This is a genomic window from Mycetocola sp. (assembly GCF_046716805.1).
GTDB lineage: Bacteria > Actinomycetota > Actinomycetes > Actinomycetales > Microbacteriaceae > Mycetocola_A.
The window spans coordinates 20,254-30,480 of record NZ_JBKJWH010000051.1 but is presented as its reverse complement, the minus strand read 5'-3'; the positions used below and the strand labels follow the sequence as shown (position 1 = coordinate 30,480).

7 protein-coding genes and 1 pseudogene are annotated in these 10,227 nt (G+C 64.2%); 2 read left to right on the top strand and 6 right to left on the bottom strand.

All coding sequences use genetic code 11. From position 1 onward, the window contains the following. From ACLQ62_RS04265 to ACLQ62_RS04240, 6 genes and pseudogenes are all read right to left on the bottom strand, one after another. A pseudogene (locus ACLQ62_RS04265) lies at positions 1–403 on the bottom strand (CpaF family protein); the annotation flags it as partial. A 182-nt stretch (positions 404–585) separates the two neighbouring features. Next, positions 586–2,025, bottom strand: a complete 1,440-nt coding sequence (locus tag ACLQ62_RS04260; RefSeq protein ID WP_411720424.1) for a CpaE family protein — start codon at positions 2,023–2,025, stop codon at positions 586–588. Continuing rightward, positions 2,022–2,762, bottom strand: coding sequence for a Flp pilus assembly protein CpaB (cpaB, locus tag ACLQ62_RS04255; protein ID WP_411720423.1), 741 nt, complete (start codon positions 2,760–2,762; stop codon positions 2,022–2,024). The genes ACLQ62_RS04260 and cpaB overlap by 4 nt, the downstream gene beginning before the upstream one ends. A 9-nt stretch (positions 2,763–2,771) precedes the next feature. Next, positions 2,772–3,746, bottom strand: coding sequence for a pilus assembly protein TadG-related protein (locus tag ACLQ62_RS04250; RefSeq protein WP_411720422.1), 975 nt, complete (start codon positions 3,744–3,746; stop codon positions 2,772–2,774). Beyond that, complete coding sequence (locus ACLQ62_RS04245) at positions 3,734–4,123, bottom strand: TadE/TadG family type IV pilus assembly protein (protein WP_411720421.1); 390 nt, start codon at positions 4,121–4,123, stop codon at positions 3,734–3,736. The genes ACLQ62_RS04250 and ACLQ62_RS04245 overlap by 13 nt, the downstream gene beginning before the upstream one ends. A 106-nt stretch (positions 4,124–4,229) precedes the next feature. Then, complete coding sequence (locus tag ACLQ62_RS04240) at positions 4,230–4,406, bottom strand: Flp family type IVb pilin (protein ID WP_411720420.1); 177 nt, start codon at positions 4,404–4,406, stop codon at positions 4,230–4,232. A 232-nt stretch (positions 4,407–4,638) separates the two neighbouring features. Between ACLQ62_RS04240 and ACLQ62_RS04235 the strand changes: the two genes are divergently transcribed. Continuing rightward, entirely contained in the window at positions 4,639–5,301 is a 663-nt protein-coding gene (locus ACLQ62_RS04235) for a prepilin peptidase (RefSeq protein WP_411720419.1), read from the top strand. 160 nt (positions 5,302–5,461) lie between these two features. Beyond that, a complete protein-coding gene (locus tag ACLQ62_RS04230; protein ID WP_411720418.1) occupies positions 5,462–10,147 on the top strand; it encodes an OmpL47-type beta-barrel domain-containing protein in 4,686 nt (1,561 codons plus the stop codon). The last annotated feature ends 80 nt before the right edge of the window (positions 10,148–10,227 follow it).

Genomic DNA, 10,227 nt, shown 5'->3' with positions numbered 1-10,227 from the left:
CTTTCGCGACGATCCGTTCGATGACCCTTCGAAGTTGCGCTTCGCTGGAGAAGCGGGCGGGATCGAGCCGGAGCCTTCCCAGGCGCTCCACGAAGATCTGGTCAGGGCCGTTCACCATGATTTCTGTGACGCTGTCTTCAGCGAGCAGTGCCTCGATGGGCCCATAGCCGAGAACGTCCGCGCCAATCTCCTCGATCAGCCGCGCGCGCTCGTCGGAGTTCAGGGGTACTTTTTCAGCGGCGACGATCGTGCTCAGTTCCGACCTGGCGAACGCATGAAGCTGCTCCTCCGACAGGTTCGGGTCGTTCAGTCGTGCACCGAGGCGCTCGAACAGGGCTTGAGCGGCCTTCTCCTTGAGCTCGAACAGCGGGTCCACTGCGTGGGCAGCAGGAGTTGCCGACACCGGTGAACCGACGGCGACGGGAGCCGCCAGAGGGGCAGCACCAGGGGGTTCGGAGTCTGATGGTTGCGGCTGAGGCGTTCTTTGCGTCGCGGGAGCAGAAACCGCGGGGCGTTGGAACGCCGACCTGTCGATCACTGGGTTTTGGCCGTCGCGGCGAACGGCATCGACGCGGTCTGTGAGTTTCACTTGAGAGCCACCGTTCGACGGTGCCGGCCGTGAGAACGGTCGACAGAGGGATCAAACCGGCGGACGAGGGCGGAGTAAGCCTTCCACGCCGGGTTCTTCGCTTTTTCCTGGAGCACCGGGATGCCTCGATTCGACGAGAGCACAACGGCTTTCGAGCGCGGGATAGCGACGTCCATGTGCACACCCGTCGTCGCCTCGACATCGCGAACGGAGAGACCGCTGTAACGGTCTGTGCAGTTCAAAACGACATGCTGTTCCGGGGGCATGATACCGATCGCAGACAGGACTTCAAGGTGTTTGCGGAGCCCTCGTGCACTCGTCACCGACATGCCACAGATAGCGACGACGTCGTCGGCACGTTCGATGGCGGCCAGGGTGTGCTCCCCCAGGCCGGGGGCTGTGTCGACAACCACATACCGGAAGACCTGCAAGAGTTGGCCGATGAGGTGGCTCAGCTGTTCCCCGGTGACCCGGTCCCCGTCAATGGGCGAGGGTGCGCCGCAGATGGTGAAGAAACCCGCGGGGTGGGGGGTGAGGAACGTTTTAAGGATCATCGCATCACTCGCCGCGACATCCGATACTGCATCGGGGAGGGAGTACACCGGTTCAAGCGCAAGCGCCGTTGCCACGTCTCCGAACTGCACATCCGCGTCCACGAGCACCACCGACATCGGTGCAAGCCGGGCGAGTCCGACCGCCAGGTTGGTTGCCACGGTGGTCTTCCCCATCCCGCCTTTCGGCGAGACGACAGCGATCACCTGACCCCTGTACGTCGGATGCCGTTCACCGGCCTCACCGTCGACGGCAGGATGCGCTTCTCCGGTGTCGGGTGCATCGGTTACGTTCACTGCAGCGGGAGGTGTGTGCTGTTCCGGGGCAGCCCAGGGTTCATGGACAATCGCGGCATCTGGACTGTCGGCTGCGAACCGGGCGTCGTCGGCAGCTCTGCTCACGGCTGTGTCCGCCCCGTGATTCGGACCTGTGTCGTCACTCGTTGTGCTGCTCGCGTCGTCGATCGTGACCAAGTCCGGGCAGTCCACTCCCCCGTCTGCAGCGAAGGGTGAGGTGCTCGAAGCCAGGTTCTCGACCGCTGCTACGAGGGCACGGTCGTCGAGTCCAGGGCTCGCAATGCCGTCAACCTTCATGGTTGTGAGCCACCTTTCGTTTTCCCATTCCTTGCAGTCCCGCACGAGCATGATTTTGGTGCGCGGGTACAACGCCGAGATGCCGGCGGAGAATTCGTAGGCCTGGGCGTAGGACAGCGCTGGCCCGAGCAAGGCGACCGCCGGCTCGTCGCCGGGGACCAGCCTTCCGAGCACCGCGGGCGCGCCCTTGGCGAGAGAGGTGCCCATGATGGCGTTCAGATCGGTTCCTACGAGGGATCGGAGTCGGGACTCGAAGCGGCGGCTGCGGCTGACGAGCAGGACCCGGCTCATAGTCCGAACACCTCCCCCGCATCGATGGGACGGGATCCCTTTTCGTCGGCCTCTTCGGGTTCGATGGTCAGCCAGACTGAGCCGAACTCTTGCCCCCAGACGATTTTCTGCACGTCGTCGGTCGGCCGCGCGAGGGTCACCATGATGGTGTCGTACGTGGCTTCCGCCGTCGCGGCCTCGTCGCCTTCCGGCGGAGTGCTCGAGCCCTTCTCCACGTCGAGTACGAGAACCTTGTGGAAGATCTGTTCGGTGAACGGGATCTCCTTGTCGTCTGGCATGACCACGGTCGCCGAAACGACGATGCCGACGGTGTCTCCGGCCTTGACGGTGCCGCCGACCACATGTTCGACAGGAAGGGCGATGCTGAGTGCCTGCATGCCATCGGGGAGCGCGACGCCTGCTCGGCCTTCACGATCCGCTGGATCGACCCAGCGGTCGCTGAGGAGCTGTTCTCCGGGCACCAGCGCGACGTCGGAGACAGTACCGTCCAGGTCTGCCAGGTCCTTGACCCGGCCGGACACGGCGGCGAGCCGCGGCATCCGTTTCACGCCGATCATGGGTCGGGCCTCCTCGGCTGTCGTGCCTGCGGGGATGCCCTCTGTCGCCACGTAAACGGAAACCATTTCGGCGCCAGCCAACGCTCGAGCGTCGGCACCGCGAACGTAACCGGTGAGAACGACCGTGCCGATCAAGGCAAGGACCACGGCGAGGATGGCGCCGATTAGTCTGGTTTTCATTTCAGTCTCCTACCTGCTGAGTCGAACGATGGAGAGGCCGAGATCCGGTCCGCCGATTGTTGTACCGGCGGCATCCGGTGATACCCACTCGACGAAGCGACCCTGGATCCCACGGCAGTCGCCTGTGCACGTCGGCGCGGCCGGATCGAGATTCGTCACCGCTGGGCCACCACCGAATTTCCAGCCAGTGATCATGAATGCGGCGAATCCGTAGTAGTGGTAAGAAGCGTCACCGCCACGCGTGATCGTGGCGCCGTCGAAAATGGGGACGACAATCGTTGCTCCCTCGAGGCGGCTGAGAATCGGCCGACAGACGATGGGAAAGTCGGCGCCCGGGTCGCTCGGCAAGCTGGCAGTATCGAGGTCGACAATTCCTGCGCACTCACCCTCGATCCTGTCTATCCACGCGAATCCACCCGGAATAGGGCTGCCCTCCGGACCTGCGCAGGTTTCGCCTGGCCGGCGTTCGTCGTACCGGATGAGCTGCAATGAGCCGTCGAGCGACGGGCGGAAATCGCACAGGGAAATGGCGAGTGGCAGCACGACCGTGCTTGATTCGGGAGACCCCCATTCCGCTGTTGCCTCCGCGTGGACGGTGGATGTCTCGTTTCCGAGGACGGCTGCGAACGGATGCTGCATCGTGGGAGCGCCGGTGCCGGCCTCTCTCGTGCTGGTGACGACACGTACGCTGTTCGCGGTTGGGTAGGTCAGGCTCGCGATGTTTGCGGCCGCGTCATTCGCGTTGCCGTTGGCAAACGTCTGGGCACGCGCCGTACCGCCGTCGCACGTTCCGTCGATGGCACAATCGTTCGCCACGGCCAGGGCTGCAGCATCAGCACCGTTCTGTAATTGTGCTCGCTCCGCGTACAGGGCACCCACGTCGATTGCGATCGCCAGGAAGCCGATCAGCGGAACAAGGAGAATTCCTACGAGGACAGCGGTGCTTCCGCGTTCCTCGCGGAACCGCTCGTTCAACCACCACATAGCATCACGCCCTGCCCTCTCAGGCCGAGTTCGTCACCGAAGAATCCGGTAAGCAGATCGGCGGTGTAGTCGATGGTGACGGTAACTGTGTCGCCCGCGCGGCAGTCGGCGGGAACGATCGTGATCTCCCCGGCGGTCACAGCCGGATTAACAGAGGGGGCCGCGTTGATGGTGGCTGCCCGGGCGACTGCCGGGTCGTTTTGAATGGCCATCACCCGAGCACCTTCACGGGCTGCATTCGTGAGCGAAATCTGCGAATTGAAGACGAGGCTGAACTCAATCAGCCCGAGGATGAGGAGGAGGAGGACGGGCAAGACAAGCGCGAACTCAACAGCAGCGGCTCCGTCTTCGCTGCGGGAGATGCGGGTCTTGCACATCGGCTTGTCCTTTCAAGAGTGAGGTGGCGGTGTCCGCTCCCCCCCGGCCCCCCCCCACTGCTCGGTTGTGTCCGCTGCCAGGGCGGATTCTCAGCTGGGGTGGAATCTAGAGGCGGGCGGCGACGCCGCGGAACATTACGTCGAGGTTTGTGCCGATGAGGCCGACGGCGAAGATGATGGCGACAGCGATGAGCGAAACCATCAGGCCGTACTCAACGGCGGTCGCACCGTCTTCGTTCTGCATGCTGTTGATGCGGGCCTGGACGCGGGTGAAAAGCTTCATGATCTTTTTTCCTATCTGTTTGGCAGCTGGTCCGGATCGACCGAGCACGTGATGGCAAAGCTAGGCGTACCTGAGTAAGACTCACTAGTGCGAAATCGTTCAAAGGCCTAAACACCGCCGGCTTGCGCGTTTGAATGCCTAAACGCCGTCATGACCGCCACGGTTTCGCCGCTGAGTGGGTGCGGTAGGGTCACGGCATGACAAGCAGCGGCGCCAGAACACGACCGATCGCGTGCCCGCTGCCCGCGCCCGCGCGGCCATGACGCCGTTCTGGCTTCTGCCTGCTGCCGCACTTGTGGGGGGTCTGATCGGCCTGCCGCTTGGCGCCGTCACCGGGCGGACGTTAAAGACCCCGCGACAGCTGTCGTTCCCAGTGCGGAGCGCAATCGTCGTCGCGACAGCAATCCTGTTCGTGCTCACCGCCGCAGTGTTCGGAGCCTCCTGGCAATTGCCTGCGTTCTGCGTCTTCGCCGCCGCCGCTGTCGTTCTCGGCGCCGTGGACTTGATCGAGAAGCGCCTGCCGAACGCCGTCCTGTATCCGAGCGTTGCCGTTCTGGTTGTGCTGCTTGCCATCACGTCGGTGATCACCGGCAGCTGGAGTGCATTCCTCAGCGCGTTAGGTGCGGGTGCGGGTCTTTGTACCCTGTACTTCGTCCTCGCGGTGATCTCGCCGTCAGGGATCGGGATGGGCGACGTCAAACTCGCCGCCCTGATCGGCCTGGTGCTCGGCTACCTGGGCTGGACGCCGCTTCTCGTCGGTACAACCGCCGGATTTCTGATCGGCGGGCTGACCTCACTCATCGCTCTTCTGATCGGCCGCGCGAACAGAAGAACCATGCTCCCCTTCGGGCCGGCCATGCTCGCGGGCGCCGTCCTCGGGATGCTTGTCGCCTGACGTCATTCTTGCCTCGCTTCGTGGCGTTTATGGAATCAAACGCGAGAAAAGCTCGCGTTCAGGCATTTGAACGCTGCACCACTGGCCTCGAGTCAAACGCGCACGTAGCGTCGGAACGATCACTCGACCCGTGTGCCCCACGCCAGACAAAGGATTTCTCATGACCGACCGTGGTAACGGCCTCCTCCGGCCCTTGAACGAGCTGACACCGGGAGGCACAATTCGTCGGCGCATCTGGACGAGCATTGCAGCGGTCCTGGTGCTTCTGGCAAGCGGTCTCAGCGTCCCACCCGCGTACGCAGCGGGAACCAGCGCCGCCTTCTCGGGCGGCGCAGGAACAGCCACCGTCGGCAGTGTGTTGTACGCGAAAGCGGCCGCGGCATTGACTCTCACGGTCACCACTGACGGCGCCACCTGCATCACGGGCGTACCGACAGATTTCACCGGAGAGCGCACATCTGACACCGCGAAGTCGACGTGGGTCTTCAAAGGGCCGGGCGACTCGGGAAATGGCGCGCGGGCGTACACCATCAATGCGTCGAACGACTTCAACAAAAATGGCAACTGCACGGGGCCTAGCGCAACCGCACAGGCTTCCTACCAGGCCGACAACACCGGTCCAGTGATCACTGGCGCCCTGTCACCCGCCCCGAACGCTGCGGGCTGGAACAACTCCAACGTGACGATCACCTGGGCAGCCACGGATTCCGGGTCGGGACTGGCACCGGGCCAGGCCTTGCCACCCTCGACGATCTCGGCAAACGGGATCAGCACGGTGACCTCACCCGAGCAGCTCGACCGGGTGGGCAATGTCGGTACCAGATCGATCAACGTGAAGATCGACAAGGCCGCACCCACCATCACTGCGGTTGAGAGGAAGAACCCGAATGGGACCACAACGGTCACGTTCACCTGTTCAGACTCGTCTTCGGGGGGTGTCGAGAGCTCAGGAATTGCTACGTGCCTTGCTGACGGCACATCCTCGAACTCCCGCACCGTTCAGCCGGGTACCACTGTCGGCGGCACGGCTACCGACAAGGCGGGAAACACCTCCACGATCTCAGTGAAAGTCGCCGCTGGAGACACCACGGGCCCCCTGCTCTCCGGTACCCCAAAAACTGCGCCCAACAACGCCGGCTGGTATGACGGGGACGTTCCCGTTCGCTGGTCAGCGAGCGACCCGGAGTCCGGAGTGCCGACAGCTGTCGCCGACACCACCATCTCCGGAGAAGGTACCGGCCTCACCAGCACCACATCCGCGACAAACGGGGCAGGACTGACCACGACCGCTACCAGCGCTCCCCCGGTCAACATCGACCGGACAGCACCGACCACCGGAATCTCCGGCGCGTCGAACGAATGGGTGAACGGGAGCGTTCAGGTCACCCTGACGGCCGACGACAACCTCTCCGGCATTGCAAAGACCGAATACTCCGTCGATGGCGGCGCGTCCCAGACGGGCACGACCTTTTCGCTGACAGCGGAGGGCGAGCACGCGATCGCCTTCTTCAGCACCGACAAGGCCGGCAACACCGAGCCTGTCCGCACGGCGAAGGTCCGTATCGACACCACCGCGCCGAGCATCCGGCACGACTTCGCCCCCGCTGACTACCTCGACGGTGCCTGGACAAACCGTGACGTCACAGTCACCTTCGCCTGCTCTGACCAGGGTTCCGGAGTCGCCGAATGTACTCCCCCGGTCGCTACCTCCACGGAGGGTGACGTCACCGTGGTCGGTACTGCCAAAGACCACGCGGGCAACTCCGCCACGGACTCGGTAATCGTGCGCATCGACAAGACAGCCCCACAGATCGAGGCGAACGTTCGCGGCACGAAGAATGACGCCGGCTGGTACAACGGCCCGGTCACTGTCGAGTACACCGCGAGCGACGCTCTGTCAGGTCTGACCGACGCGCCGACCAGCGTCCTGCTCGGCGAAGGCGCCAACCAGGATTCGGCCGGTGTGGCAACGGATGCCGCCGGAAACAGCGCACGCGCCTCCGTGTCCGGAATCAACGTCGACACGACGCCACCCGCGCTCACCGCCACGTTCCCGAGAGGCTGGCACACCGACAACGTCGCGGTGGACTGGTCATGCACCGACGCTCTTTCCGGCGTTGCCACCCAGCCCGTGGACGACACCGTGCGGGGTGAGGGCAGCAACCTGTCATCGACCGCGAGTTGTGTCGACGTGGCTGGAAACGCGGTCACCAAGACGGTGACGGGCATTTCGATCGACCGATCGGCACCCACCACGACGGCCAGCATCCCGGGTGTTCCCTCAAGCGGCTGGTTCGCCAACGCGGTTCCCGTGACACTGACCGGCAGCGACAACCTCTCCGGCGTGAGCGCGACACAGTACACCATCGACGGCGGAAGCGCCCTGCTCTACGACGGCCCCTTCGAAGTCTCGGATGACGGCATTCACACGATCGCTTTCTGGAGCACCGATGGGGCGGGCAACCGCGAGACGGCAGGAGCGCCGCTCACGGTGCAGGTAGACACCACTGCTCCGACAACAACGGTGGTCAACCCCATCTCACCGGAGACCGGATGGTTCACCACGAGCGGCATTCCCGTAGCTTTCCGCCCTTCGGACAGTGGCTCGGGCGTCGCCGCGACCTACTACACGATTGACGGTGGTCCAACGCTGACATACGGCGAAGCGTTCACGGCGGACCTGTCCACCGGCACGCACACGATCACCTTCTGGAGCGTCGACCTCGCGGGAAATACGGAAAATACCGCGAGCGCAAACACCATCGCGGTGAACGTGGACACCGTCGCCCCGATGATCTCAGGTCTGGCTACTCCGGTGGCCAACGCGGCGGGCTGGAACCGGACTGACGTCGACGTGAAGTTCACCTGCGACGACGTGGGTTCAGGCCTGCGCACCGGCGTTGCCGGATGTGCAGGCGACACCACACTCACAAATGAGGGTGCAGGCCAAAGCGTGACCGGCGACGCCGTCGATGTTGCGGGCAACCGCAGCAGCGCGGTCCTGGACGGCATCAACATCGACAAGACCCGGCCGACCCTGGTCGGTGTGCCCGCAGCCCCCAACGCGGCAGGTTGGCACCGGGGCGACGTGCGGGTGTTCTGGGTCGGCGACGATGCGCTGTCCGGCATCGACCCGGCGACGCAGCCTGCTGACAGCACCGTCACCGGAGAAGGCGTCAACCTCGGCGCCGGACCTGTGACGATCCGCGACAAGGCTGGAAACACCAGCGAAGAAGCATTCGCTCGAGGAATCAACATCGACCGGACGTCCCCCGTGGTCACCGGCCGGCCCACCACCGAGGCAAACAACCTGGGTTGGTACCGAAGCGAAGTCACCGTTGACTTCACCTGCGAGGACGCCCTCTCGGGAGTAGCGCTCTGCCCGACGAGCAAGGTGCTCCGTACCGACGGGGCCAACCAGTCCGTCACCAGCGACCCGGCGATCGACAACGCAGGCAACTCGAGCGCTGGGACCAAGGTCGGCGGAATTAACATCGACGGTACCCCGCCCAGCTCGACCAGCAACAATACCTGCACGGCTGTCAACGACTGGTGCAAGGGTGACATCGCCACGGTTCTCCTGAACGCGGTCGACCAGAACGGTCTGTCAGGCGTCCGGGAGATCCGGTACAGCATCGACGGCGGACCCGTCCAGGTCGTCGAGGGTGCGAGCGCATCCGTCGACGTCCCGCTAACGGGTAGCGGCACCGGAACGGTGACCTACTTCGCGGTCGACAAGGCGGGAAACGCTGAAGCCGCGAACGGTGTGGCGCTCAAGTGGGACAACATCGCGCCCACCGTAAGCCACTCCTTGTCGCCAGCTCCGAACGCCGACGACTGGAACAACTCCGACGTGACCGTGCGGTTCACCGCAAAGGACGATGACAAGGGTTCTGGCGTCGCGACAGTCAGCCCGTCGGTCGTCGTCTCCTCCGAGACCGCCGGTCAGGTGATCACGGGAACGGCAAAGGACACGGCAGGGAATGTGGGCACCGACTCGGTTACCGTCAAGCTGGACAAGACAGCGCCGGCCATCAGCGGGGCTGTGACTGCCGGCACCCTGACGGCAAGCGGCTGGTACAACGGACCGGTCACGGTGACCTTCACCTGTTCAGACGCTCTCTCGGGTGTCGCAACCTGCCCTGACCCCGTGGTGCTCTCGGCCAACGGTACGAACACGGCGAGCGGCACAGTGACCGACAAGGCCGGCAACACCCGATCTGTCACTGTCGACGGCATCCGCATCGACCGGGAGAAGCCGACCCTGACCGACGCTGACGTCAACGTCGCCGGTGGCACCTACACCCTGGGTTCGACCCCCGCAGCCACCTGCACGGCGACGGACAGCTTCTCCGGAGTGGCATCCTGCACGGTGACCGTCACCGGGGGAACCACGAATGGAGTCGGAACCTGGAGCTACACGGCGACAGCTGTCGACCGCGCAGGCAACACGACGACGATCACGGGAACGTACCGGGTGATCTACCGGTTCGAGGGATTCTCGCAGCCGATCAACGACACCGCGCACCAGATCGGAAGCTCGACCAGCGTGTTCAAGGCGGGAAGCACCGTTCCGGTGAAGTTCCAGCTGAAGAACGCAGCCGGAGTTGCGGTCTCTTCGAGCGTCGCTCCGACCTGGCTGACACCGGTCAAAGGAAGCGCGATGAGCGCGCCCGTTGACGAATCGGTCTACACGCCCTCCGCCGACAGCGGAAGCGTCTACCGGGATGCCGGGAGCGGACAGTACATCTACAACTGGAAGACGCCGGCCGGTGGTCATTACTGGCGGATCGGCGTGCGGCTGGACGACGGCCAGACCTACTACGTCAACATCGGCCTCCGCTAGGCGAGGAACCGGGCCCGCCCGAACGGGCCCGGTTCTTCTTCATCTCCTTGCACAATTTTCCTGCAGAAGAACCCTCACTG